At 40.8% G+C, this 23,732-nt stretch carries 26 protein-coding genes; 11 read left to right on the top strand and 15 right to left on the bottom strand.

Annotated features, from left to right (window positions below; all coding sequences use genetic code 11):
- Positions 1–6: 6 nt before the first annotated feature.
- Complete coding sequence (locus LG003_RS02635; protein WP_112876024.1) at positions 7–204, bottom strand: YnbE family lipoprotein; 198 nt, start codon at positions 202–204, stop codon at positions 7–9.
- Entirely contained in the window at positions 201–2,828 is a 2,628-nt protein-coding gene (locus LG003_RS02640; protein WP_262980103.1) for a YdbH family protein, read from the bottom strand. Before LG003_RS02640 ends, LG003_RS02635 begins: the two co-directional genes overlap by 4 nt.
- A gap of 365 nt (positions 2,829–3,193) precedes the next feature.
- On the opposite strand from LG003_RS02640, the gene LG003_RS02645 reads away from it, so the two are divergent.
- From LG003_RS02645 to LG003_RS02655, 3 genes are all read left to right on the top strand, one after another.
- Positions 3,194–4,198, top strand: coding sequence for a 2-hydroxyacid dehydrogenase (locus LG003_RS02645; RefSeq protein WP_262980104.1), 1,005 nt, complete (start codon positions 3,194–3,196; stop codon positions 4,196–4,198).
- Positions 4,199–4,219: 21 nt separating this feature from the next.
- Positions 4,220–4,633: a heat shock protein HslJ gene (hslJ, locus tag LG003_RS02650; RefSeq protein WP_112876026.1), complete on the top strand. Its 414-nt coding sequence runs from the start codon at positions 4,220–4,222 to the stop codon at positions 4,631–4,633.
- Between the two features lie 323 nt (positions 4,634–4,956).
- Entirely contained in the window at positions 4,957–5,577 is a 621-nt protein-coding gene (locus LG003_RS02655) for a hypothetical protein (RefSeq protein WP_112876027.1), read from the top strand.
- A 69-nt stretch (positions 5,578–5,646) separates the two neighbouring features.
- On the opposite strand, the gene LG003_RS02660 is transcribed toward LG003_RS02655, so the two are convergent.
- The 4 genes from LG003_RS02660 to LG003_RS02675 all read right to left on the bottom strand — a co-directional run bounded on the left by LG003_RS02660 (position 5,647) and on the right by LG003_RS02675 (position 8,088).
- Positions 5,647–6,288 carry a hypothetical protein gene (locus tag LG003_RS02660; RefSeq protein ID WP_112876028.1) on the bottom strand — a complete coding sequence of 214 codons (642 nt, stop codon included), beginning with the start codon at positions 6,286–6,288 and terminating at the stop codon, positions 5,647–5,649.
- A gap of 189 nt (positions 6,289–6,477) precedes the next feature.
- Positions 6,478–6,909, bottom strand: a complete 432-nt coding sequence (locus LG003_RS02665; protein WP_112876029.1) for a YcgN family cysteine cluster protein — start codon at positions 6,907–6,909, stop codon at positions 6,478–6,480.
- A 23-nt stretch (positions 6,910–6,932) separates the two neighbouring features.
- Positions 6,933–7,589 carry a fumarylacetoacetate hydrolase family protein gene (locus LG003_RS02670; protein ID WP_262980105.1) on the bottom strand — a complete coding sequence of 219 codons (657 nt, stop codon included), beginning with the start codon at positions 7,587–7,589 and terminating at the stop codon, positions 6,933–6,935.
- Between the two features lie 226 nt (positions 7,590–7,815).
- Complete coding sequence (locus LG003_RS02675; RefSeq protein ID WP_112876032.1) at positions 7,816–8,088, bottom strand: YcgL domain-containing protein; 273 nt, start codon at positions 8,086–8,088, stop codon at positions 7,816–7,818.
- 144 nt (positions 8,089–8,232) lie between these two features.
- On the opposite strand from LG003_RS02675, the gene minC reads away from it, so the two are divergent.
- Genes minC through minE form a run of 3 tightly spaced genes read left to right on the top strand, consistent with a single transcriptional unit; the run spans position 8,233 to position 10,025 of the window.
- Entirely contained in the window at positions 8,233–8,916 is a 684-nt protein-coding gene (minC, locus tag LG003_RS02680; protein WP_112876033.1) for a septum site-determining protein MinC, read from the top strand.
- Positions 8,917–8,939: 23 nt separating this feature from the next.
- Positions 8,940–9,752, top strand: coding sequence for a septum site-determining protein MinD (gene minD, locus LG003_RS02685; RefSeq protein WP_112876034.1), 813 nt, complete (start codon positions 8,940–8,942; stop codon positions 9,750–9,752).
- A gap of 3 nt (positions 9,753–9,755) precedes the next feature.
- Entirely contained in the window at positions 9,756–10,025 is a 270-nt protein-coding gene (gene minE, locus LG003_RS02690) for a cell division topological specificity factor MinE (protein ID WP_112876035.1), read from the top strand.
- A gap of 142 nt (positions 10,026–10,167) precedes the next feature.
- Here the strand turns inward: minE and rnd are convergent, their stop codons facing one another.
- Positions 10,168–11,295, bottom strand: a complete 1,128-nt coding sequence (gene rnd, locus LG003_RS02695) for a ribonuclease D (protein WP_112876036.1) — start codon at positions 11,293–11,295, stop codon at positions 10,168–10,170.
- 90 nt (positions 11,296–11,385) lie between these two features.
- Positions 11,386–13,074 (bottom strand): long-chain-fatty-acid--CoA ligase FadD, encoded by a 1,689-nt coding sequence (gene fadD / locus LG003_RS02700; protein WP_112876037.1) that lies wholly within the window; start codon positions 13,072–13,074, stop codon positions 11,386–11,388.
- Positions 13,075–13,427: 353 nt separating this feature from the next.
- On the opposite strand from fadD, the gene LG003_RS02705 reads away from it, so the two are divergent.
- Positions 13,428–13,961, top strand: a complete 534-nt coding sequence (locus LG003_RS02705) for a GNAT family N-acetyltransferase (RefSeq protein WP_112876038.1) — start codon at positions 13,428–13,430, stop codon at positions 13,959–13,961.
- A 97-nt stretch (positions 13,962–14,058) separates the two neighbouring features.
- Here LG003_RS02705 and LG003_RS02710 read toward each other — a convergent pair whose 3' ends face one another.
- The 4 genes from LG003_RS02710 to LG003_RS02725 form a co-directional block, all read right to left on the bottom strand.
- Positions 14,059–14,640: a Slp family lipoprotein gene (locus tag LG003_RS02710; protein WP_112876039.1), complete on the bottom strand. Its 582-nt coding sequence runs from the start codon at positions 14,638–14,640 to the stop codon at positions 14,059–14,061.
- A 95-nt stretch (positions 14,641–14,735) separates the two neighbouring features.
- Positions 14,736–15,431, bottom strand: coding sequence for a tRNA (adenosine(37)-N6)-threonylcarbamoyltransferase complex dimerization subunit type 1 TsaB (tsaB, locus tag LG003_RS02715; protein ID WP_262980106.1), 696 nt, complete (start codon positions 15,429–15,431; stop codon positions 14,736–14,738).
- A 99-nt stretch (positions 15,432–15,530) separates the two neighbouring features.
- The gene (locus LG003_RS02720; RefSeq protein ID WP_262980107.1) at positions 15,531–15,749 is read right to left on the bottom strand and encodes a hypothetical protein; all 219 of its coding nucleotides are present in this window, start codon (positions 15,747–15,749) and stop codon (positions 15,531–15,533) included.
- 88 nt (positions 15,750–15,837) lie between these two features.
- Complete coding sequence (locus LG003_RS02725; RefSeq protein ID WP_262980108.1) at positions 15,838–17,769, bottom strand: ATP-dependent DNA helicase; 1,932 nt, start codon at positions 17,767–17,769, stop codon at positions 15,838–15,840.
- Positions 17,770–17,868: 99 nt separating this feature from the next.
- On the opposite strand from LG003_RS02725, the gene LG003_RS02730 reads away from it, so the two are divergent.
- The 4 genes from LG003_RS02730 (at position 17,869) to LG003_RS02745 (ending at position 20,641) form a co-directional block, all read left to right on the top strand.
- Positions 17,869–18,213 carry a RidA family protein gene (locus tag LG003_RS02730; RefSeq protein ID WP_262980109.1) on the top strand — a complete coding sequence of 115 codons (345 nt, stop codon included), beginning with the start codon at positions 17,869–17,871 and terminating at the stop codon, positions 18,211–18,213.
- A gap of 274 nt (positions 18,214–18,487) precedes the next feature.
- Positions 18,488–18,820 carry a helix-turn-helix transcriptional regulator gene (locus LG003_RS02735; RefSeq protein ID WP_112876043.1) on the top strand — a complete coding sequence of 111 codons (333 nt, stop codon included), beginning with the start codon at positions 18,488–18,490 and terminating at the stop codon, positions 18,818–18,820.
- Positions 18,821–19,086: 266 nt separating this feature from the next.
- Positions 19,087–20,043, top strand: a complete 957-nt coding sequence (locus LG003_RS02740; protein ID WP_262980110.1) for a type II toxin-antitoxin system HipA family toxin — start codon at positions 19,087–19,089, stop codon at positions 20,041–20,043.
- Between the two features lie 361 nt (positions 20,044–20,404).
- Complete coding sequence (locus tag LG003_RS02745; protein WP_112876045.1) at positions 20,405–20,641, top strand: hypothetical protein; 237 nt, start codon at positions 20,405–20,407, stop codon at positions 20,639–20,641.
- Between the two features lie 80 nt (positions 20,642–20,721).
- On the opposite strand, the gene mdtI is transcribed toward LG003_RS02745, so the two are convergent.
- The 3 genes from mdtI to zwf all read right to left on the bottom strand — a co-directional run bounded on the left by mdtI (position 20,722) and on the right by zwf (position 23,446).
- A complete protein-coding gene (gene mdtI / locus LG003_RS02750) occupies positions 20,722–21,054 on the bottom strand; it encodes a multidrug/spermidine efflux SMR transporter subunit MdtI (protein ID WP_049581746.1) in 333 nt (110 codons plus the stop codon).
- A 1-nt stretch (position 21,055) separates the two neighbouring features.
- Entirely contained in the window at positions 21,056–21,472 is a 417-nt protein-coding gene (gene mdtJ / locus LG003_RS02755; RefSeq protein WP_088373063.1) for a multidrug/spermidine efflux SMR transporter subunit MdtJ, read from the bottom strand.
- Between the two features lie 498 nt (positions 21,473–21,970).
- Positions 21,971–23,446, bottom strand: coding sequence for a glucose-6-phosphate dehydrogenase (gene zwf / locus LG003_RS02760; RefSeq protein ID WP_112876046.1), 1,476 nt, complete (start codon positions 23,444–23,446; stop codon positions 21,971–21,973).
- Positions 23,447–23,732 lie beyond the last annotated feature (286 nt).

Genomic DNA, 23,732 nt, shown 5'->3' on the forward strand with positions numbered 1-23,732 from the left:
GCCCCCCTAGAATAAACCCGTGTTATTCTTAAGCATCTCTTCAACTTGCCTGTCTACTTTTATCTGAATTTCATGCTCAATTTTGACATTCATATTAATATTAATGGGCTTCTCCGGTGTTGCTACTTCAAGGCGTATACAACCTGACAGCATTAAAGACCCCATTGATAGTAAGAACAGCTTCATTCCAGTTTGTTTTGTCATTTATCACTCCCATTTAATACAGATATATTCTGCTGTAGCCAATCTTCAAGATTGTTGCCAAACCGTAAGCTACGCCATAAGTGAAAGATATTTTCTTCATGATGGTAATTCAGCTTGACTTGCCGTCTTTTATCCCTTAATGAATTAACACCTTGAATTTCGGCACTAAGTGTCAGAATCCCTAAATTATCAAGATTGACTTGCGCCCGTAAGCGACTGATTTCTAAATAGCGTAACCAATCCATAGCGGCACCGGCGGAAATATTATCTTTGTTAATGGAATCTATCGTGTCTTTATCCAGACGTAAGGTCATATGGTCGATATTGGTAATCTGACCTTGCTGAACTATCCAACGCTCATTATTAATAAACAACGGTAATTTTCCGCTGATTTTGCCAGACATCGCAAATTGTTTAACTTTCAACACGGTCAAAAAGCGACTTAGCTCCAATTTATCAAGCGTCAAAATGGCAGGATGCTGCTGAGGAAACCTTAATCTATCTAGGTTAATATGCCCATCCAACATACCTACATTCACATTAGTCAGTTCCAGCGGTTTTTGTTCCGATGGCGGATAAAATCCCTGCAAATCCGCCGTTAAGTTACGCATTTCAAACAGGTTATTTATTGTTTTCACTCGTAACTGAACCGGCGATTTAATACCAAATTGCCAGATACTATCTCTCAGTCGCCACGGTAAGATAAAATCAAGTCCACTGATTCCACCATCTTTAAGCCACATGCTGCCATTTTTTACCGCCCAGTGACCACCCGCAACAAAACCTTGCCCTTGTGTGGCAGAAAAAGCAGCCTGTGCATAAAGCTCACCTGCACGCAAGTTTATCCCTAAATCTTTAGGTATCAACGGCTGAAATGCGAGTAAGGATTGAATAGGCCAACGCGCTTCACCACGCAATCTGACGCCATCCCAACGACTGTAAAAAGGGATAGGACCAATATTTCTTGATGAAAGATCACCATTAACAATAAAGTTGTTCGGGCTTTCCCCTATCAATTTTGCTGTCAGTTCAGTGGGAGGCAAAAAGCCACCAGACCGAAACGATATTTTCTTCGTTGCCAGTCGTAACTCACCATTAAAGGCGAGAGATTTCTCTGAACGTTGCCATTCCAATGACTTTGTTAATTGTAAACGCGGCGTATCTACCCGGATCATGCCGTGTTTAATAACATTAAAGCCGGTAGTCATTTCGTTGACGCTGATCAATGTGTCACGCCAGCATCCTTTTCCGGCAATATCCCATTTAGCCTGTAGCGGCGGCAAATAACCATTCCCCCAATAGTTCCAACGCCAATAGCCTTTATCCGGCATAAAATCCTCAGCATGACCATCAAGATGCAAACGGAATTTTCCCCAGTCACGATGTTGTGCGTTAACAATTGCCTGTAACCGGCCAGTAAAACCTTCACGTGTCAGATAAGCTCCCGCTAACGGTGACCGGGCATCTTTAACAATAAACTCATCAGACAAACGCCCCCAAGCCCGAAACAACGAACCTGACTGGAAAGTCATTTTCAGATTAACCAACGGACCATTAATTATCGCAGGCAATGACATAGCCATAATCATATCCTGCACATTAATCTGACCTGTTAATTGAAAAGGAAGTTGCGTATTTAATGAGTTTATCCGGCCCGGTTTTATCGTTAATACAATATTCGCTTTACCACGTTCACCCTGAGTGACCAAATTTATACGGCCACTAATTAGCAGGTTATCCAACCCTTGTTGCCAATGAGCAATCTTAATATTCACGCCACCCGCAAGAGGTTGCCCCGCCCCAGTCCACCGCCATTTACCATCAGTAATATCAAGCTGTTCTTGGTTAAACTGCCAAGGTAATTCAGCCAAAGATAGTGTCGCCCCCTCTTCTCTGATAATAAGCTTGCCGGATTTCCCTCGCCAACCTAACTTGATATTTAGCGGGTGCGCATATTGCCTGGCAATAATTTTACCTTTTACTTCACCATGAGGAGGTAGTTTGTCCACATTAAGAGGTAAAGTCATTTCACCATTAAGGCTGATTTCCTGTTCTGGTAATTTAATTGCCAGTTGGTCAATAACTAGCGATTCCTTACCATAAATATGCGCTGACAATTTAACCTTCTTCCCCTGATAACTTAGTTTTTGCCCCTGAGAAGAGGAATTGAATTTTAGTCTTCCAGCAAAATCTTGCCAGGGATGAAAAGAAAGATTTTCCACGGACAAACTTCCTTGTGGAATATGAGCTAAAATATCAGCAACAGACAATGGAGCAAGACCTTGTGTAGATTCAGGTAACTGATTTAGGCAATTGATATCCCCACTAATATCTGCGGCATTTAATTGCCAATGATAACTGTTATCTATCTCTGAATATGGGTAACTAACAGATAATCGCGATACACGAATAAGCCTGCAATCCTTCACCTGCAATGAAATATCAGCCAGTTGCAAAACTCCATTTTTCCATTCTGGTTGTTTCAATGAAACCGTCATACCTGGAGGTAACCAATGACCGGTAACCTTAGGTAACCAATGAGGAATCGAAAACCATCCCGCCGCCATCAGTAATACCAACAGAATAGGTATGGTAATGAATATTTTTAACCCTTTGGTTATCAAATCCTTGCCTCTCCTTATTAAGCCTTAGATCGGTTACTTCTATACCCGTTATCTTTCAAGTTGCCTCTTTGTTGGCTGCGCTCGCTCACCCCGGTCACATAGTTACCTATGCTCCCGGGGATTCTCTCCCTTGCCGTCGCGATCCATCTTGAAATCCATAGGGTATATTGTTATTCCATAATTTAGCAGACACACCTTAAACTAAGACATTGATTATTAAGAAAATTATGTTGAACATATAGGGGAACAACAAGCAATACACTTATAGAGTTAATTAATTTATTGTTTATTTAACCCTTTACGTCAGCAATAATTTAAGCCCAAAACAATTTATTAGCTACTTAAATTATAGCGGAGATAATTCCATGAAATTAGTCGTTTACAGTACCAAACAGTATGACCATAAACATCTGGAGCAGGTCAATAAAAAGCTCGGATTTGGTTATGATTTCGAGTTTTTCGATTTCCCTCTTAGTTCAAAAACTGCCAAAAATGCTATTGGTGCAGATGCTGTTTGTATTTTCGTCAACGATAATGCTGACCGTAAAGTGCTCGAAGAATTGGCTGAAATGGATATAAAAATCCTCGCATTACGTTGCGCAGGTTTTAATAATGTCGATCTAGATGCAGCTGAAGAATTGGGTATTCAGGTTGTACGGGTTCCAGCCTATTCCCCTGAAGCTGTTGCTGAACATACCGTCGGATTAATGTTGTGCTTAAACCGCCGTATCCACCGAGCTTATCAACGTACCCGTGACGCCAATTTCTCTCTTGAAGGCTTAATTGGCTTCAATATGCACAACCGCACAGCAGGAATTATCGGAACCGGCAAGATTGGTATTGCTACCCTACGTATTCTTAAGGGATTTGGTATGCGTCTGCTAGCTCATGATCCCTACCCCAATCAAGCTGTTTTGAATCTCGGTGCTCAATATGTCGATCTGGATACGCTGTATGCTCAATCCGACGTCATATCTCTTCATTGCCCGTTAACACTAGAAAACCATCATCTGCTGAATGAAGTTGCTTTCAGCAAAATGAAAAACGGCGTAATGATCATCAATACCAGCCGAGGGACTCTAATTGATTCCATCGCAGCCATTGGCGCATTAAAACAACAAAAAATTGGCGCTCTGGGTATGGACGTTTACGAGAATGAACGCGATCTCTTCTTTGAAGATAAATCTAATGACGTAATTCAGGATGATATTTTTCGTCGCTTGTCTTCATGTCATAACGTGCTGTTTACCGGTCATCAGGCATTTCTGACAGAAGAAGCCTTAACCAGTATCAGTGAAACTACGCTGAGAAATATCCAGCAATTAATCAACGGGAAAAATTGCCCAAATATTGTTAGTAAGTACCCTTAAAATAATATATAGGAGATAAACATGAAAAAAATACTACCTTTGGCAACAGCAACTTTATTGTTAGCCACATTCCAAGCGTCTGCGGTAGAAAACGTGTCAGTTGATGATTTACAACGTCACAAATTTGTTCTGGTGAGCGTTAATGGCGAAGGCGTGAAAAATCAAGATGGTCGCGTACCAACCATTCAATTCGGGGAAAAAATGCACGTTTCTGGTTCCATGTGTAATCTCTTTATGGGTCAAGGTAAACTGAAAAATGGTGTACTGACCGTTAAAAACCTGGCCAGCACTCAGATGCTTTGCTCTGATGAAAAATTGAATAGATGGGATTACCTAATTGGTCAAGTGTTAGAAGATGGCGTTAAAGTGAAGTTGAAAGATCAAAAATTGACACTATCTCACCCCGACAATACATTGGTTTATAAAGTTCAGTAATCAAAAAAATCATTTATAAAGTTAGCATTAAACATTTAGCAGAGTGAAATTTCTTGAATGGACTCAAGATTAAACTCTGTTTATCCAAATGTTTTATGTTTTAGGTGCCGGAAATTATTCTCCGGCACTTCCAGATATAATACCTAAGCAATAAATTTACCGCCGACATTAAACTTTTAAACATTATAGGAGAACCAAAATAGACATAAATAAATATAGATAACATCACTTATTTTTAACTTATTCCCTCCAACTTAAATAAAGAGTTTTACACTTTTTACATTTAATAGATAGTTTACTAACTAAATAAAAGGAAATAATTTATGTCCAATATTGTACTGACTGATATTCAATTTATCGACCTCATGAACGAAATGCGCCAACACGCAAAACGGATGTTAAATGATTCTAAAATTGAACCATTTATGCCATCGACACCTGAACTCCAAGCATATGCAAATACGCTTGGGGAACAATATGAAAGTATAGATATTACCGAAAATAAGGAAATAGATGGTATTATTAATGAATTGAAAGATTCTGTGAAATCTGGTGCTAATTCAACAACAAACGTTTCTAAGGCAAGTGTAACTGATAGCACACAGAAATATCAGAAAGCGATTACCGCTGATCCAGACAACGCAGACCAAGACTGGATCGATAACATGAACAAATCTCGTCAAAGAACCAAAGATGAGAACAACAGACAAATTGATACAAGTTACGATAAAGCCATTCAATTCGGGTTACAATTTCCTAACTCTAGAGCAGCAATACAAAGTTTTATGGAAAAAACTAATGCATTCTTCTCCAGTTTATTTGGCAGACTTTCAAATTTTATACTTGATGCAGCCAGGCAACTCTCTGAATGGATAAGCAGAGCGTGGGAATCAATTAAATCGTTCTATGATAAAATTAATGTTTGGATTTCCGGTGCTTTGTAATTAATTGATAATGGTTCGAGTTAGTTCGAACCATTATATTCACCTCAGATATAACCTGGAAAAAATTAATTACTTATTAGGCAGTTTGATCCTGGAAATAATTGCCAGTCTATCCATATAATATTCCACATTACCCCACAACCAACACTGCTCTTTACTAACATCATCTTCAGCTAAAATATTTCTTAATTCACAAGTCATAACGTCATAGCCGTAAACATGAAGCCCAAACTGTAACGCCTCATACATTCTGGCTTGCCAAAAAGAGGTGCCTTCTATTATTTGACTCATATTTGAAGCAACAACATCATAGGTTTTAATCAGATAGTGGAAAAAGATTTTAGCGGCCAAATCACTTAATGCCGCTTTATGTTGTGGCTTCCTCGTTCGCCACACAAGTATCTGCGAAGCGAGGCGACAGTTAAGCACCAAGTCACTTAATATAATAACTTTGTTGTAATAAACTACTTCTTTTGTTTCGTCACTAAGTAGCGCTAATTCAAAATAGGGCTCATCTATATCATCCAAATCTAGCCTGTTATCAACCCTGATCAACCGGTAACCAGGTGGAAAAATGAGTTCATCCACATCATGCACAATATTAGTACCAGAGGAATCAAGAGCATCATACAGAACACGATTGAACTCTAACTCACTCAATTGGATGAAATCATTGGTAATCTTTTCTATGTTTCCCACATGTATTGGCATACTTTATGCCTCCTATAATAGACCACAGGTTCAATTACCTAATGGTAATAGTATAGATGCAATTATATACAATCAACCTTTAGTTCATTTTTGGTGGATATACCCACTGGTTAACTTAGCTCTAGAGCAAGCTCCCAACTTGGGAAACACAGAAAATAACTTATTAAATTACAGTTAGTTAAATCATTATCAAGGTTTATTAATAATATGGTCTTCCCATTCCACAACATCAATTTCCCGTACAGCGATATGCCTAACAGAAATTCTTTCGCTATGCATTGCTGATTTCGAACCTTTAATCAGAGGATGCCACGGTAATAATGGCTTCCCTTCTTCAAGCAAACGATATGCACAAGTTATTGGTAACCATGCAAAAGTCGGCAAATTATGACGGGTTAATTTGATACAATCCGGTTCATATCTGAAACGATCTTCGTAATTTTTGCATTGGCACGTTTTTATATTGAGTTGATTGCAAGCAACATTAGTAAAATAAATTTCATCGGTATCATCATCCATCAATTTATGTAAGCAACACTGCCCACAACCATCACATAATGACTCCCATTCTTCATCCGTCATCTGATCTAAGGTTTTTACCTGCCAGAAAGGCTGAGACATAACTCTACTATTCCTTATATTATTCAAATCACCCTGGTAGTGAGTGAATTATCATTCAGAGTAACCTTTAACACATCACCGGGTTTCAGTGCTCCAACACCTTCCGGTGTACCAGTGAGAATGACATCTCCCGGCCGCAAAGTGAAAAAGTGCGACATATGGCTGATCAGGGGAACAATGGGTGTCAACATATCGTTACTATTACCGTTCTGCCGTAGCTCATTATTGACTGTCAGTGAAAACTGGACATTCCGCGGATCACCAAAATGACTTATTCGAATAAACCCAGATATCGGGCAAGAGCCATCGAACGCCTTACTTTTTTCCCACGGTTGACCCGCTTTCTTGAATTTAGATTGCAAATCACGCAAGGTGAGATCCAATGCAACAGCAAAACCCGCGATAGCGGCGCCAACTCGCTCTTCATTTGCTTGTTTCAACGGCGTACCAATCAGTACAGCCAGTTCAACTTCATGATGAACAACACCAAAATCCTTTGGAATTGCAATTGGCTGATGTATATCACACAGTGCAGTTTCCGGCTTAATAAAAATGACTGGCTCTTCCGCTGGCTGAGACCCCATCTCTTTAATATGTTTAGCGTAATTACTACCAACGCAAACCACTTTATTGACAGGAAGATCCAGTAATGCCCCCAGCCAGTCTCTGTGTTGATACATATTCGTTTCTCACTCTGGTTTATTAGGCAACATACCCATAATTATAGCACTTATTGCCCATCTTATCGGCCACCACGCCAAAACTGATCGCAAAATAAGGAAACCTTTCCTTTGAGAGGCAAACCAGATTGTTTCCCTTATAAAAGCACAACTCATTGTGAATATTGTGGTGGTTAATAAAACCGCGCCGACGGTTAATTTTGCTCATCAAGCCCCTGGATTCTTCTTATTTTTCCATCTGGTTCAGATGTGCATTCATTAAGTTTTCAACCGGAGGGGGGATTTGTAGGTAAAAACCCTGTTCAATTAACGATATTTTTACCTTTTCGATATCAGCACCAGCCAAGTTTTTTCTGTCTACCAGAGAGATCGTCATTGTATATTGGGGCTGTCCAAAACTTTTCAGTAACTCTTCGGGAACGCGAGAGAAATTATCTCTTTTTTCAACATAAAGATATGTTTGCTCCCTTTTCGGACTTCTGTAGATCGCACAAATCATTATAATAAACTCTTTTAAATTCAGGTCACAACTTGCTTGAATAATTCAGTAATTATAACATGTTTATTGTATTTCTAAATATCGTATCCCAGAGGGTATTCTGGGGGGATCTCAAATTTGCTGAATCTGAGTCAGGCAGGATAGATGTCACAGTCGCCAATTGAGCTAAAAGGCAGTAATTTTACGCTTTCGGTTGTTCATTTACACAATGACCAACCAGAAATCATTCTACAGGCCCTACAGGAAAAAGTGGAACAAGCACCGGATTTCCTGAAAAATGCGCCTGTTGTCATTAATATCTCCGCTCTGCCGGCAAGCGCTGATCTGAAAGCACTGCATTACGCTATTGATTCAGCAGGATTCCGTATTGTCGGAATAAGTGGTTGTCGTGATGAGCAACAACGCAGGGCGGTAATAAAAGCATCCTTACCACTACTAAGTGAAGGAAAAAAACAAAAAACCTCGGCAAAGGAAGATAAACCGGCCGAACCCGCAATTAAAAAAACCCGTGTAATTAATTTACCTGTTCGCTCAGGTCAAAGGATTTATGCCCAAGGCAGTGATCTTATTGTTACCAGTAATGTAAGCGCCGGTGCCGAATTGATTGCAGACGGCAATATTCACATCTACGGTATGATGCGTGGTCGGGCATTAGCCGGTGCATCCGGTGATCAGGAGTGCCTGGTTTTTTGCACCCATTTAAATGCTGAACTTGTCTCTATCGCAGGGCAATATTGGCTCGGCGATAAAATCCCAACTGAATTAGCAGGAAAAGCCGCAAAACTTAGCCTGGTAAATAATGAATTAACTATTGAACCTTTAATCTAGCCCTTTTAATAAGGAATCACTTCATGGCACGCATTATTGTTGTTACATCAGGTAAAGGTGGCGTTGGCAAAACCACTTCAAGCGCGGCCATTGCTACCGGCCTTGCTCAAAGAGGTAAAAAGACCGTCGTTATCGATTTTGACATCGGCCTGCGTAACCTCGATCTGATTATGGGATGTGAACGCCGCGTAGTTTATGACTTCGTGAACGTTATCCAAGGAGACGTCTCGCTTAATCAGGCATTAATTAAAGATAAACGTACCGAGAATCTTTATATCCTACCAGCATCGCAAACCCGCGATAAAGACGCTCTCACTACTGAAGGCGTTGAGCAAGTTTTAGTTGATCTGGATAAACAAGGTTTCGAGTTTATTATCTGCGACTCCCCAGCAGGGATTGAAAGTGGCGCGTTGATAGCACTCTATTTTGCTGACGAAGCCATTATCACAACAAATCCTGAGGTCTCTTCCGTACGTGATTCAGACCGTATTCTGGGTATCCTGGCCTCAAAATCTCGACGAGCTGAACGGGGTGAAGATCCCATTAAAGAACATCTGCTATTAACCCGCTATAACCCAGGCCGTGTAAGTCGTGGTGATATGCTAAGTATGGAAGACGTTCTGGAAATTTTATGCATTCCTTTAATCGGTGTTATTCCGGAAGATCAATCTGTACTGCGTTCATCTAACCAAGGGGAACCGGTCATTCTGGATACAGAATCTGATGCAGGAAAAGCGTATACAGATACTGTTGAACGTTTATTAGGGGAAGAACGTCCTTTCCGCTTCATTGAAGAAGAGAAAAAAGGCTTCTTAAAACGCCTGTTTGGGGGATAAAACATGGCCTTGCTAGATTTCTTTCTGTCGAGAAAAAAAACGACAGCAAATATCGCTAAAGAACGGCTGCAAATCATCGTGGCAGAGCGTCGCCGCGGTGATTCTGAACCTGCTTATCTGCCTGATATGAAACGGGATATCTTGGCAGTAATCTGTAAGTATATACAGGTCGATCCAGATATGCTCTCTGTACAATTTGAGCAGAAAGGTGATGATATTTCCGTCCTAGAGCTGAATATAACATTACCTGAGGTAGAAGAACCTCAAAAATAACGCGGGTAAACAGTGCTGTTTTATCACTACCGCCATCAAAGTAACCACAAACGAATTATGTGGCAATCTGAGATGGGGAACCCCTAACCGGGAACCCCTTCTCATGCTTTAGACTGGCGTCAGGCTAAGGCTCTGATATGGGTTAATCAGGATAGTTCGCCAGAATCTCTGAGACTGGCTCAGCCAGCAACTCTCCCCGCCACCCACTAAGCAGTTCAGGTTTGCCATTTAATTGTTTCAATTTCCAGTGAACACTGAGTAATTGATTAATCTGACGACGAGATGCCAATAATTCAGAATTAAATCTATGCTGCTCACTTACCTGATGGATCAGCGCTTTAATATCCTTAAATGCTTTACGATAACCAGGTTGATCAATCAGGTTCGTCATTGGCGGCGGGCATTCACTTTCTGGAATATTTCCACTTTCAGCAACCATTGCCAATAGGCGACGACCATGACAACGAATCTCCTGCCCACTTAGCCCTAACGCATCCAACTCTGCCAAAGAAGTTGGCATATAACGCGCTACCTGCCATAGGTTTTCTTCACGAATGACGAAGTTCACGGCTAAATCGCGTTCTCTGGCCTGACTCAAACGCCATGCGGCCAGTTTTTTCAAACACGCAAGCTGTTGGGGACGTAATTGACAGATATTACCTATCTGTTTATAAGCACATTCCGGCGCCAAGATCTCTTTACGGCGTCGACAGATAAGTTGACACTCACCCGTCGCAGCCTCCATATATCCAGCCTGCTCTGTTGCAGTCATTAGGATATCCGCTAAAGGCAACAGATAATAAACATCTGCTGCTGCATATTCGCACTGTTTTTCACTTAACGGACGGGCAAGCCAATCAGTGCGGGATTCGCTTTTATCCAGCTCGACATGGATATATTCAGCCACCAGCGCGGCAAAGCCACATGAAAGCGGGTGCCCAATAAAAGCCGCCAAGACCTGAGTATCAATCATCGGTTCCGGCAAGCATTGAAAAGCATTCAGAAAAACTTCCAAATCTTCACTGCCAGCATGTAACAGCTTTAATATTTGAGGATGAGTAATTAACTCACGGAAAGGTTGCCAGTTGGTGATATTAAGTGGATCAATCAGAGAAAGTTGTTCGCCATCATACAGTTGTATCAAACCTAATTGTGGGTAATACGTCCGTGTGCGTACAAATTCAGTATCCAATGCTACTTTTGAGTATTTTTTTGCCCCTTCGCAAACTTGTTGCAACTGAGCATCTGTGGTGATCAACTGATAATTCAAAACATAGTTCTCTTAGCCATTCATGGAATAAGCACGACAACGCCGGCTAATACCGGCGTTGTCGTGCTTATCAATATTATGAAGAGGATCTCAGGCTATAGCTACATTCCTGACCTTTTCCTCTTCATCACGCAGTTCCCTACGAAGAATCTTACCTACATTAGACTTAGGTAATTCATCCCGGAACTCAATGATCTTTGGTACTTTATACCCTGTTAGATAACGACGACAATGGGTTTTAAGTTCATCCTCGGTCAAACTAGGATCTATCCGAACCACAAATACTTTGACAGTTTCACCGGAACTTTCGCTTGATACCCCTATTGCTGCTGACTCTAGCACTTTAGGGTGAGCTGATACAACATCTTCAACTTCATTAGGATACACATTGAAACCAGAAACCAAAATCATATCTTTTTTACGATCTACGATACGAATGAAACCTTGTTCATTAACATTCGCAATATCACCCGTTGCTACCCAACCATCTTTCAACACTTCTTCTGTTGCATCAGGACGATTCCAATAACCAACCATCACCTGTGGGCCACGTATCCACAATTCTCCCTGCTGGCCCATCTCTACCTCATTACCATCATCACCCATAAGTTTGATTTCCGTTGAAGAGACCGGGAAACCAATACTGCCAGTGTAATGTTTCGAATTATAAGGATTACAGGAAACCAAAGGTGAACATTCTGTTAGACCATAACCTTCAAGCAGGTTGGTGCCTGTCACTTTTGCCCATTTCTCAGCAACCGCTTTCTGTACCGGCATACCACCACCAACAACCAGACGCAGCGTAGAAAAATCAAGCTTCTTAAATTCTTCATTATTCAACCAGGCGTTAAACAATGTATTTACCCCGGTGACAGAAGTGAACGGATAACGACCTAATTCTTTAGCTGTACCCGTAATATCACGCGGGTTAGTGATCAGAAGATTGCACCCACCCAAGTAAATAAGTAACAAGCAATTTACCATTAACGCAAATATGTGATAGAGAGGCAACGCCGTAACAATCAGCTCTTGGCCTACACGTAATAATGGAGAATAAACCGCTTTTGCCTGTTCAAGATTTGCCAAAATATTACGGTGAGTCAGCATAGCCCCCTTAGCTACGCCAGTGGTGCCACCAGTATATTGCAGAAAAGCCAAATCATTACCGTTAATTTCTGGTTTTACATATTGCATGCGATAACCTTTCTGTATCGCACAACGAAATGAAATGGCATCAGGCAGATTATACTTCGGTACCAGCCGTTTAATATATTTCACCGCAAAATCAACCAACGTACCTTTAGGACGAGATAGTTGGTCCCCCATACGCGTCAAAATAACATGCTTAACTTTAGTATTAAAAACGATCTTTTCCAATGTATGGGCAAAATTGGAGACGATCACAATAGCGGAAGTGCCGCTGTCATTAAGCTGATGTTCAAGCTCACGTGGCGTATACAGCGGGTTTACATTTACGACAATCATACCTGCACGTAGAACACCAAACAGTGCAACGGGATATTGCAGCAGGTTTGGCATCATCAGCGCAACGCGATCTCCTTTACTTAATCCCAAGCCATTTTGCAAATATGCTGCAAATGCCCGACTACGCTCTTCCAACTTACGAAAGGTCATAATCTCACCCATATTGATAAATGCAGGTTGATCCGCATAGTGCGCTACGGCATTTTCAAACATTTCAACCAATGATGCATAACGATCCGGGTCAATTTCCGCAGGAACATCCGCCGGATAATGTTTTAGCCAGACTTTCTCCAAGGTAGTACTCCTGAAATTTTAATTGCTATGTTATCACTCGCCTAATAAATAACGCACGCTTTGATTTAACAAATTATTAACTCAGCGTACCAGTTTAAAAAAGAAACATTGTTCAGGTTGAGATACACATCACTAATTTCACGTTAATCCTGATACATAAAAACAAAGAGAATTGTGTTGTCTGTAAATTATTTTTATTTATCAGTATATTATTGCCACAATTAATATTTAACTTTGTAGCTATTGACTATACATTGACCTACTTATTTTTTGCTTAAGATAGCATTTTTGAAATAGCATTTATTGCTTTCGTCTATTCCAATGCATTATTAAAAAACCAATGGTAATAAAAAATGATTATAAATAACATTACGGTCAGAAGGGCAACCTATAAAGATAGTGCTACTATCAGCGACATAGAGCGCCAAGCTGCGTCCCTTTTTCCAGAAGAACTCTTACCAAAAGTACTCGGCGATCAAACCCTACCCGCGTATGAAATTGAATCAAGTATTCAGGAACAACGGCTTTGGGTCGCTGAAAGTGATCAAAAACTGGTTGGATTTGCGCTAATCCGCCGTTTAAATCAATTGATGCTGCTAGCTGAGATTGATGTGTTACCGAAATATCATGACCAAGGTATTGCCAGTACCCTGCTTAGCTTAATCATTGAGCAATTAGAACAAAACAAAGAAACCGCACTTTACCTCACAACTTTTCGTGATTTTCTACCAAGCCGCAAATTATATGACAAATTTGGTTTTGTCATACTGCATTCGAATGATATTCCTAATGAACTACAGAAAATTCTAGTAGAAGAGATGACTGCGGGTTTGGGTGCAAGAATTGCGATGAAATTAACGATCAATCCAAAGATAGATAGGAAATAACAGATAAATTACCGCCACATATTATTGCGGCGGCTCAAACTGGAAAGAAAGTTACAATGTCACAAAGTGTATATCAACAATCCCGATTAAAATAACTCTATCTGGTCAAAATAGTCTCAACAAGTGTGGAGTCGGGGTAATACCAATTCCATCCCCAACCTGAATAATATGGATAGCCATAATAATTCCAAGGCCCCGGGCCATAAGGCATCAATACTCGCTGAACAACTTTCCAGCGTTGATAACCCATCGCATTAATCACAACATAAGCATAATCCGCACAACCAATTTTTCCCTTTTTCAATCCCACTATCGGACCTACGACAGTGACGTAATTTCCTTTAAAATCGTCAGGATCAAGGAAATCATTAACATAAACATAGATACGGCCAAGGGAAGGCTCATCTAATTCTGGACTGGCATCCGATGCTAATGGCAATGACGATATTTCCAGACGAGTACGGTGATTTTCATTTACTACACCAAGTACCTTGCCGCCGAATCGCCCTTCCTGCCCGATAAACAGCTCAGGCGTACTCTTAACAGAAAGCAGATCTTGAACAGGCGTTGGTGACGTTCCTTTTATTGAATCAGGAACGGTGATACAGCCTGTAAGCATTACAGCACCTAATAAGATTAGCGCGTTAATACTCGTCCGGTAGTTTATTACTCTTAACATAACCACCTTCTCCTGAAAATTGTCCCAATCATGATGTTTAAAATAACTCTGTCTATTTGATACTTTCTTTTACTACAAGTTTCATCAATAGATACTTAACGGCCCGGTAATTTTTTCCAAGTAACTTCATTACGCAAGTATACCGGTTCAGCATGTTCTACGGCCGTCACTTCACCGTTTTGCCACATTTGTATCGCCAGAGGTAACATATCTTCAGCATGAGGTAATGTGATACTACTATCAGTTAACGTTAAATGACTTGCCATCAACTGAGGATAAGCCTGCCAGCCAGTACCAGCAACCACCCAATCGCCACTTAATGAAGCCATGAATGCCTGTACCTGTTCCGGTTTCAACACTGCTTCTGTTTCACTTCCTTGCCATTCACCTTGCTGATTACGGATATATTGCCCCCAATAAACTTCTCCCATCCGGGCATCAATGGCGGTTAATACCTGAGTTGCACCTAGCAGACGAAAAACACCTTGAGCCATTGCATTGAGCGTTGACACACCAATCACCGGCAGTTCAGCCCCCAAAGCCAAGCCCTGAGCAATACCAACACCAATACGCACACCAGTAAAACTCCCCGGCCCACGGCCAAAAGCTAGAGCATCAAGCTGCTGTAAACTAATCCCCGCTTCTGCCAGAACAGATTGAACCATAGGTAAAATACGTTGCGTGTGTTCACGTGGAGAGATTTCAAACTGCGCCAAAACGGCACCATCATTCCAAAGAGCAACAGAACAAGCTTCCGTTGCAGTATCAATAGCCAGAATTCGTACAGGCATGCCTTAAGCACCTCGGCAAGAAATATAATCCAAAATAAGGTGCTATTTTATCATAGCCTAGTCGATTTTACTCAGTTGGCAACCATACTCCATCACTTCCTAGCGTGATCTACTGTTACAAATATCGCGGGCAAAAACAGGCTGTGACAAATGCTCACGAAGAGAATGTATTTCCTCTGGAGATAATGATTCTATGGGAGTCAAACAAGCAGCATCAAACTCACGCATAGTTTGCTTACTGACATCCTCTATTTCGCTTAGTGCCTCCATCGTTTCGTGAATTGCAGCAAACTCATCACTACGATACTTTTTAACCATATTTAATCCCCCCGAAAAATGATCTTTTTCAATTAGCCTGGCTAATTGTTCATCCGATAACCCTAGAACGAGACCATATTTTCTACACTTAACCTTTTTTACCAGAAATGTTAGGAGATTGCCGAGCTTGAAGGAAAGCGACTGCTTTCGTTAAATCTCGGGTCCGTGGTGAAGGTGGCAAACTATTCAAAAACACTTCACCATATGGACGCATCACTAAACGATTATCACAAATGACAACGACGCCATAATCATCAATATCACGAATAAGCCGCCCGACACCTTGTTTCAGACTAATCACCGCATCCGGCAACTGAACTTCATTAAATGCATCACCACCTCTAAGTTGGCAATCTTCAATACGGGCTTTTAGCAGTGGATCATCCGGTGCCGTAAAGGGCAATTTATCGATAATGACACAGGAAAGCACCTCACCGCGCACATCGACACCTTCCCAAAAACTGCTGGTTGCCACCAATAAAGCGTTGCCGGCGGCAATAAATTGCGAAAGTAGCTGACCTTTGCTGGTTTCACCTTGAACCAAAACCGGCAATGTCATGTTGGCACGGAACGATTCAGCCAGACTGCGCATCATCTGGTGTGAAGTACATAAAAAGAAACATCGACCTTTATTGGCTTCAATGAGTGGTTTGAGCATCTCTGCCAACCATTTTGCACTACCAAGCTGATTTGGTGATGGTAGATGACGGGGAACACAAAGTAGCGTCTGGCTTTGATAATCAAATGGACTTGGCAGTAATAACGTTTTCGCCTCTTTTAAACCTAGTCGTTCAGTGAAATGGGAAAGTTGCTCGTTAACAGAGAGTGTCGCTGAGGTGAACACCCAACAACCGGATTGCTCATTAATTATCTCATTAAATTTATCGGCAACAGACAGCGGTGTAAGTGCTAAAAGAAAATGACGACCATAACTTTCAAACCAATAGCTATAACCGGGGATAGTCACCTCTTTCAAGCGTTTAAGACGATTACGATAAATTGTTGCCCTTTCAAATGCCGCATCCAACATGACTGAACGCCCTAAAGATAATTTTATCACGTCATAACAAAGCTCAAGCGCATCATCAAGCAATACTAATGCTCGCTGGACTTGCGGATTTTGCAATAACTCCCGCAAATTACCCCGATAACCATTCTCTCCCAACGCTAGCCGGAAATCTTGTGTACTCTGACTCAGACGATCTGCGCTCTTTTGTAACTGAACTTGATCTCGGACTTCCGTGCGATACGCCATAGTGATGTCTCTTGAGAGATCCATCAGTTGGCGGCTACTTAATTGCTGACCAAAATATTGACTAGCGATATCAGGGACTTGATGTGCCTCATCAAATATCTTGACTTCTGCTTGCGGGATCAACTCACCAAATCCCGTTTCTTTCACCACCATATCCGCCATAAACAGATGATGGTTAACAACGATAACATCTGCCTCCATTGCCCGACGGCGGGCTTTGAGTACAAAGCATTCCTGATAACGTGGGCAATCACTGCCAAGGCAGTTATCGTTCGTACTGGTGACCAACGGCCAAACCTGGCTATCTTCCGCCACTTGGTGACAAGTACTGATATCACCCTCTTCAGTTTGTGACGACCAGCCTCTTAGCCGAACAATATCTGACAGAATTTCTGCTTCCAATTGCCCGCCCCCAAAAGAGTGCTGCTCCAACCGTTCCAAGCACAGATAATTCGCACGACCTTTCAACAACGCCAATTTACCGGTGAAATTAATTGCTTCAGCGACTGTCGGTAAATCACGATTATAGAGCTGATCCTGTAATGCTTTAGAACCTGTGGAAATGATAACTTTCTGCCCAGAACGCAACGCGGGTGCTAAATAGGCAAATGTCTTACCTGTTCCCGTGCCTGCTTCTACGACCAATCGTTGATGGTTTTTAATCGCACACTCAATAGCCACTGCCATTTCTCTTTGAGCATCACGGGGTTTAAAACCTGTTATTGCTTTAGCAAGGGCACCATTTTTCGCAAAATCGTCTGACACAAACCGTCTCTTTCAATAGAATGGATGGAGATTATGCCAATAGTATGTTCTGATCACCACCCAAAATCAGGCAGATAATCATTCACAGGAAGAGTATCCATGACAATTGAACGTATTGATCCACAGGATCGCTGGTCTGAAGCGGTAGTTTACAATAAAACCATTTACTACACCGCCGTACCAGAAAATCTGGATGGTGATATTACTGAGCAAACAGCGAATACGTTGGCCGCTATTGATATCATGTTACAGCGTCTCGGTTCTAATAAAAGCAAAATTATCGACGCCACTATTTTTCTGGCGGATAGAAAAGAGTTTGCTGGCATGAATGCCGCCTGGGATGCATGGGTTGTTGCAGGAAGCGCACCTGTACGCTGCACAGTTGAAGCTAAACTAATGAATCCCAAATACAAAGTCGAGATAAAAGTTATCGCAGGTATTTAATATTAATTTGGGGATATTCTCTATCGCCTGCATTTATATTTTAATTATATGGAGGTTATTAAGAATATCCCAATAGGTGTTATTAATGTAAATAAGATATAATTTTATCCGTTAATTTAGTTGCAATAACATTTTAAAATAAAATATTAATCGATATTTTCATGAACTACATTATCCATTGTTCCAAGTGGAATATTATAAACCCAACGCTTCTAACCTTCCTCCTATGCCTTGAACTATAAGATGACCATTATAATGGTCATAAGGAGGGAGTATGCTAAAACATAGAGCCTATTCAAAATTCTCTAAAGAAGCAGTCATGTTACTCGGAGAACAAATCAAGTTAGGTAGAAAACGGCGCCATTGGTCAGAAAAGAATTTGGCAGAACGTGCTGGTATATCCAGAACCACACTGCAAAAAATTGAAAGCGGAGATATGGGTTGCTCTATAGGATTAGCATTTGAGCTAGCTAACCTTGTAGGTATCAACTTGTTTGATAGTGATAAGCTTCCTATCTCAGCACGTATAGAACAAACGAGAGATAAGCTAGTTTTGTTACCACAACGTATTCAGGAAGAAGAGAGAGAAATGTACGATGATTTCTAACAACAAAGAAGCTTATGTCTGGATATGGTTACCAGAACAAACTAAGCCAGTGATCTAACAATACCTGGCTGTATCCGCGACGCTTCTCCTGATGCGTGGGGTCGCAGAGTTATAATCAACAAAAAATTAGGACTAAAAGGAGCGGATACAGAAACTACTATACCCGTCATCTTTCAAGTTGCCTCTTTGTTGGCTGCACTCGCTCACCCCGGTCACATAGTTACCTATGCTCCCGGGGATTCACTCCCTTGCCGTCGCGATGCATCTTGAAATCCATAGGGTATATATTAAATGAAATAACTTACCTTCTTGAATCAGGATCTGACCGCATAGGTGCTTTAGATTTTCAACTATCTCCATCCGAATATACTCCACGATCTATAAAAAATGTCAGTTTAGAAGAATTAGTTCAATCTGCAGAACGAGTTGAAAATGGTCTATTATTAACGCCAGAATTAGACCAAGCACTTTTTCACGGTAGTTCAATCGGCGGGGCACGGCCTAAAGCACTAATTGAGGATAAAGGAAGAAAATATGTCGCTAAATTTTCTTCAAGTAGTGATCTTTACAGTGTAGTTAAAGCAGAGTTTATTGCCATGAAACTTGCTAAGCAAGTTGGTATTGATGTTGCACCAGTAAAATTAACAACATCCTCAAATAAAAATGTACTATTAATTGAAAGATTTGATCGAGAACATACCCAAAATGGTTGGTTACGGAAATCAATGGTCTCTGCTCTAACCCTATTTAATTTGGATGATATGATGGCTAGATATGCTAGTTATGAAAAATTTGCCGAGATTATACGATATCGTTTCACTAATCCTCAAAAAACATTAGAAGAATTATTTTCACGGTTAGTTTTTAATATATTGTGTGGTAACACAGATGATCACGCTCGAAATCATGCTGCATTTTGGGATGGAAAAAATTTAAGTTTAACCCCTGCTTATGATATATGTCCTCAAGGTAGATCGGGTAATGAAGCATCTCAAGCAATGCTAATAGTCGGAAATAAAAATCTAAGTCAATTACAAATTTGTTTGGAAACTGCGCATAACTTTAATATTTCAGAGAAAAAAGCAAAAGAAATCTTTAATAAACAAATATCAATAATCCAAGATAATTGGAACAGTATCTGTGAAGAAGCTGAATTAAGTGAAATAGATAAAAAGTTGCTCTGGCATAGACAATTTTTAAATCCATTTTCTATAGCTTTTTGAGAATTTTAGGAGCCTGTATATAAACTTATTATAAATCAATCTTACAGGCTAAAACACCTACTTTAGTAATGACCCATTTTAGGAATAATTTTAAATTAGACTATTTTTAATTCGTAGATAAAACTTCGATGATTAAGTGTAATAAAATAGTTTCCAATATTGCTTATCACAAATCGCGTTAATTTCATCTGACAGAGTTAACTCACCAAATGGATTTTCGACTATTTACCTTTTCAATGTTGAATTATACTTATACGTCGTCCATACTTTCTAATAAGCACATCAGTGTCTGGCCACTGTTTAGTGAATATAAACATGGCCTAATCTTCAATAACTTTTATCACTTGGTATGGAGCATGCTATGGATGTTTGTTCAGGTTGTCATGATTCCCTTCATGATTCCGTTGTTGCGGAAGTAGAAGGCAAGATCTATAAAAGTTGCCCATGTTGTTCCGCCTCAATGGGTCAACACGTTTTTTATCGCTATGAAGACTTCGGTATGAGGGATATGGGTGATGGCCGCTATATTGTTCATTCTTGGTGTCCTGGTTGTCGTTTGAAAGATGGTAATAAACCAGACATATGTTTTACCTGCTAGAAAGTCGTTTTACTCATATCTGCTGGTGACTATGCAAAATAGTTGCATGCCAGCAGATAATGATTGGATTACGCTACGGCTTAAGCCATCTTGATTATCACCATGCCCAACAGCAACAAGGCAATTCCACCCCAACCTTTACAATTCAAACGCTGATTAAACATAATCCAACCAGCAGCAACCGTCGCGATAATACCGAAAGCACCCCATAAGGCATAAGCAACAGAAAGCTCAATTCCCTTCACTGCCTGAGCAAGCGCACTGAACGCCCCAAGGACGGTAATAAGCGAGAGAATACCCATCCAAGGACGTCTAAAACCATTAGAAAGTTTCAGTAAAATATTCGCTAAAATATCCAAAGCGACAGCAAGGAATAAGAACGCCGCATGCCACCATTCAAATTGTTGCAACATGTTATGCCTCCTTTATTTTACTGTTTTTGGTTGTTGCGACACTGACAGCCTTATTTGCCATCTGTTTTACTACCTCTGCCGATTTTTTCACTGCCGCTTTTCTAGTGCCGGATTTAATCAACATAATTCCTGTTATCAGCAGAGCCAAACCACCTACTTTCATCAATGACAGTGATTCATCAAACCACATGACACTAAAAACAGTAATAAATAGAATGCCAACCCCTTCCCACAACGCATACGCAACGCCCAGTGCAACTTTTTTCACCGCCATTGCCAGCAAAATATAGGATGCGGCGATCATAATGTACATAACAGCCATGCCAACTACACCACCAGAAACGCTGGCATGTTTCATTGATAAGGTACCGATAACTTCGGTAACAATTGCCATTGCAAGGAATAACCAATAAATCATTTTCTTTCTCCTGACTACGCAAATACGCACATCAAGACGCAAGCTAATAAATGATCTAACCCACCTATGCATAAGATGAGAAATAATAACCTGACGTTTTGACGAAACAGAAATACCGGTTGAAAACCGGTCAACAGGAGTCAGACGCTATAATGAACTGCACCAGTAATGCTCACTGGATAAAATGGCAGAAAGGAAAAGCATGTGAGTGGAACTTTGAAACTTGACGCTTTTGGCGCTGTTCATGATATCTCATTCTTTCATCGCACCGATATTCTGCACGATATACTAAGAATCCTCATAAATAATGTTAATATTCCTATTACTTCTACCATACGAAATAATAGAAAGCAACCTCTCAATTTTACTTATTTTTTTATCTGATAAACAGAGTTGAATCAAAAAACAACATTGATATCAACACAAGCAGATACCTTGTTGATAATAACCCAAGCCGCTTACAACGCGGCTTGAGCTTCAACGGATAAGGTTTGCCAATTACTCAAACTCATTCCACGAACGACCATCGCGAGTGATCATAGCAACAGAAGCAACCGGCCCCCACGTCCCCGCCTGATAAGGCTTAGGCGCATCATTATCCGCCGCCCATGCATTCATAATAGAATCAACCCATTTCCAAGCTTCTTCCACCTCATCACGACGAACGAATAGCGCCTGAATACCCCGCATAGCTTCCAGCAACAATCTCTCATAAGCATCTGCCAATGGAATATGGTTAAACGTTTCAGAGAAACTGAGATCCAATTTAGTCGTTTGCAAACGATGCTTGTGTTCCAGCCCCGGGGCTTTGTTCAGCACTTCAATATCAATACCTTCATCCGGTTGCAGACGAATCGTCAGCTTGTTTTGTGGCAGTTGTTGATAAGATTCAGAGAACAAATTCAGCGCCGGCTTTTTGAAATAAACTACCACCTCGGAACATTTCGTTGGCAGACGTTTACCCGTTCTCAGATAGAAAGGAACCCCGGCCCAACGCCAGTCGTCAATATCGACGCGGATAGAGACAAAAGTTTCCGTCCGGCTGGACTGGTTCGCCCCCTCTTCTTCCAGATACCCCGGTACCTTATGCCCCTGAACAAAACCAGCGGTGTATTGACCACGCACTGTTTTCTCCCGCACATTCGTGTGATCAATACGGCGCAGAGAACGCAATACTTTTACTTTTTCATCTCGGATACGGTCTGTTGTCAGATCTGCCGGAGGAGACATCGCAATCATGGTCAATATTTGCAACAAGTGATTCTGAATCATATCGCGCATTTGCCCAGCTTGGTCAAAATAACCCCAACGGCCTTCAATACCGACTTCTTCAGCTACCGTAATTTGCACATGATCAATTGTCCGGTGATCCCAATTATTCACAAACAGAGAATTGGCAAACCGTAGCGCTAATAGATTCAATACAGTTTCTTTACCCAGATAATGATCGATACGATAAACCTGACGCTCATTGAAATATTTTGCCACTTCATCATTAATAGCTTTGGATGATTCAAGATCGGTGCCTAAAGGTTTTTCCATCACAACCCGGTTTGGCTCTTTATTTAACCCGGCAAGGCCCAACCCATGACAAACCGAACCAAAAGTGCTCGGTGGCATTGCAAAATAATGGATTGCAGGCTGGTGTTCCTGATTAAGAATTGCCTTCAGTTTAGCAAAGTCTTCCTTTTGATTAACATCCAGATTGCAGAACGCCAAACGTTCACTCAATGTCTTCCATAACTCTGGATCTAATTTTTCCGGCAAGAACGTATTTAAAGCTTCTTCAACAACCTTGGTATACGCCTTTTTATCCCAATCAGCCCGGCCAACACCGATAATCCGGGTTTCTGGGTGGATATAACCCGCTTTCTCAAGCTGATAAAGGGAAGGCAATAATTTCCGGCGTGCCAAATCCCCTTTAGCGCCAAAAATGACTAAATCACAAGCCTGAGCTGTAGAAGTAACCGCCATATGTCTCTCCTCGTTGCGGGATATTGTAATTTTGTTACAGCATTAACCAATAATGTACTCTTTTGACCATAGCGCGTAAACAGCGATAACGAATGACCATTACTTCGCGTTAACAATATGTTTCACCACTGATAAAAATGTGATAATTTTATGTAATTTTACAACGCTTATGAAAGATAATTACCAATATGAAAGTTAGACACTAGTCATACTTTTATGAAAAACATTAAATTATTGTGACTTCCTACTGCCAGCTTCAATTTGCTAATAGTATATTTTCATAAAA

Source organism: Photorhabdus kleinii (assembly GCF_025384885.1).
Lineage (GTDB): Bacteria > Pseudomonadota > Gammaproteobacteria > Enterobacterales > Enterobacteriaceae > Photorhabdus > Photorhabdus kayaii.

Excerpts from the sequence above, each read along its gene's own strand:
- LG003_RS02635 (WP_112876024.1), bottom strand. The coding sequence starts at position 204 with ATGACAAAACAAACTGGAATGAAGCTGTTCTTACTATCAATGGGGTCT.
- LG003_RS02645 (WP_262980104.1), top strand. The coding sequence starts at position 3,194 with ATGAAATTAGTCGTTTACAGTACCAAACAGTATGACCATAAACATCTG.
- hslJ (WP_112876026.1), top strand. The coding sequence starts at position 4,220 with ATGAAAAAAATACTACCTTTGGCAACAGCAACTTTATTGTTAGCCACA.
- LG003_RS02655 (WP_112876027.1), top strand. The coding sequence starts at position 4,957 with ATGTCCAATATTGTACTGACTGATATTCAATTTATCGACCTCATGAAC.
- LG003_RS02660 (WP_112876028.1), bottom strand. The coding sequence starts at position 6,288 with ATGCCAATACATGTGGGAAACATAGAAAAGATTACCAATGATTTCATC.
- LG003_RS02665 (WP_112876029.1), bottom strand. The coding sequence starts at position 6,909 with ATGTCTCAGCCTTTCTGGCAGGTAAAAACCTTAGATCAGATGACGGAT.
- LG003_RS02670 (WP_262980105.1), bottom strand. The coding sequence starts at position 7,589 with ATGTATCAACACAGAGACTGGCTGGGGGCATTACTGGATCTTCCTGTC.
- LG003_RS02675 (WP_112876032.1), bottom strand. The coding sequence starts at position 8,088 with ATGATTTGTGCGATCTACAGAAGTCCGAAAAGGGAGCAAACATATCTT.
- minC (WP_112876033.1), top strand. The coding sequence starts at position 8,233 with ATGTCACAGTCGCCAATTGAGCTAAAAGGCAGTAATTTTACGCTTTCG.
- minD (WP_112876034.1), top strand. The coding sequence starts at position 8,940 with ATGGCACGCATTATTGTTGTTACATCAGGTAAAGGTGGCGTTGGCAAA.
- minE (WP_112876035.1), top strand. The coding sequence starts at position 9,756 with ATGGCCTTGCTAGATTTCTTTCTGTCGAGAAAAAAAACGACAGCAAAT.
- LG003_RS02705 (WP_112876038.1), top strand. The coding sequence starts at position 13,428 with ATGATTATAAATAACATTACGGTCAGAAGGGCAACCTATAAAGATAGT.
- LG003_RS02710 (WP_112876039.1), bottom strand. The coding sequence starts at position 14,640 with ATGTTAAGAGTAATAAACTACCGGACGAGTATTAACGCGCTAATCTTA.
- tsaB (WP_262980106.1), bottom strand. The coding sequence starts at position 15,431 with ATGCCTGTACGAATTCTGGCTATTGATACTGCAACGGAAGCTTGTTCT.
- LG003_RS02720 (WP_262980107.1), bottom strand. The coding sequence starts at position 15,749 with ATGGTTAAAAAGTATCGTAGTGATGAGTTTGCTGCAATTCACGAAACG.
- LG003_RS02730 (WP_262980109.1), top strand. The coding sequence starts at position 17,869 with ATGACAATTGAACGTATTGATCCACAGGATCGCTGGTCTGAAGCGGTA.
- LG003_RS02735 (WP_112876043.1), top strand. The coding sequence starts at position 18,488 with ATGCTAAAACATAGAGCCTATTCAAAATTCTCTAAAGAAGCAGTCATG.
- LG003_RS02745 (WP_112876045.1), top strand. The coding sequence starts at position 20,405 with ATGGATGTTTGTTCAGGTTGTCATGATTCCCTTCATGATTCCGTTGTT.
- mdtI (WP_049581746.1), bottom strand. The coding sequence starts at position 21,054 with ATGTTGCAACAATTTGAATGGTGGCATGCGGCGTTCTTATTCCTTGCT.
- mdtJ (WP_088373063.1), bottom strand. The coding sequence starts at position 21,472 with ATGATTTATTGGTTATTCCTTGCAATGGCAATTGTTACCGAAGTTATC.
- zwf (WP_112876046.1), bottom strand. The coding sequence starts at position 23,446 with ATGGCGGTTACTTCTACAGCTCAGGCTTGTGATTTAGTCATTTTTGGC.